Origin of the sequence: Sphingomonas sp. CFBP 13706, from assembly GCF_014842355.1 — a bacterium.
Classification (GTDB): Bacteria; Pseudomonadota; Alphaproteobacteria; order Sphingomonadales; family Sphingomonadaceae; genus Sphingomonas; species Sphingomonas aerolata.
In genome coordinates, this window is the sequence record NZ_JACYVM010000060.1 from 1 (window position 1) to 913 (window position 913).

Sequence of the window (913 nt, forward strand, 5' to 3'; positions counted from 1 at the left end):
GGGACATGTGGGCGGCGGCTTGCGGTTTCTGGGGTCCTCAAGGCTCTGGATAATCGTTTAAAGCTAAGTCGTTCTCATATGTCCTTCACGTATCCATACGTAATGGACGGTCTGTGTGGTTTTCGAACTGCGCGGGTCGTCTGAAGAATTTTGTGTAGAGCGGCTCCTTGAGATGAGCTGTCGTGTCGTGGAATTCCACTGCGACGTGATGGTGACATAAACTTGAGAGTTTGATCATGGCTCAGAATGAACGCTGGCGGCATGCCTAACACATGCAAGTCGAACGAAGCCTTCGGGTTTAGTGGCGCACGGGTGCGTAACGCGTGGGAATCTGCCCCTTGGTTCGGAATAACAGTTGGAAACGACTGCTAATACCGGATGATGACGTAAGTCCAAAGATTTATCGCCGAGGGATGAGCCCGCGTAGGATTAGGTAGTTGGTGTGGTAAAGGCGCACCAAGCCGACGATCCTTAGCTGGTCTGAGAGGATGATCAGCCACACTGGGACTGAGACACGGCCCAGACTCCTACGGGAGGCAGCAGTGGGGAATATTGGACAATGGGCGAAAGCCTGATCCAGCAATGCCGCGTGAGTGATGAAGGCCTTAGGGTTGTAAAGCTCTTTTACCCGGGATGATAATGACAGTACCGGGAGAATAAGCTCCGGCTAACTCCGTGCCAGCAGCCGCGGTAATACGGAGGGAGCTAGCGTTATTCGGAATTACTGGGCGTAAAGCGCACGTAGGCGGCTTTGTAAGTAAGAGGTGAAAGCCCAGAGCTCAACTCTGGAATTGCCTTTTAGACTGCATCGCTTGAATCATGGAGAGGTCAGTGGAATTCCGAGTGTAGAGGTGAAATTCGTAGATATTCGGAAGAACACCAGTGGCGAAGGCGGCTGACTGGACATGTATTG

The 913-nt window shown here is 52.2% G+C and carries 1 rRNA gene; it reads left to right on the forward strand.

Annotated elements, in window-relative coordinates:
* Nucleotides 1–218 precede the first annotated feature (218 nt).
* Nucleotides 219–913 (forward strand): 16S ribosomal RNA (locus IFS44_RS21640); the annotation flags it as partial.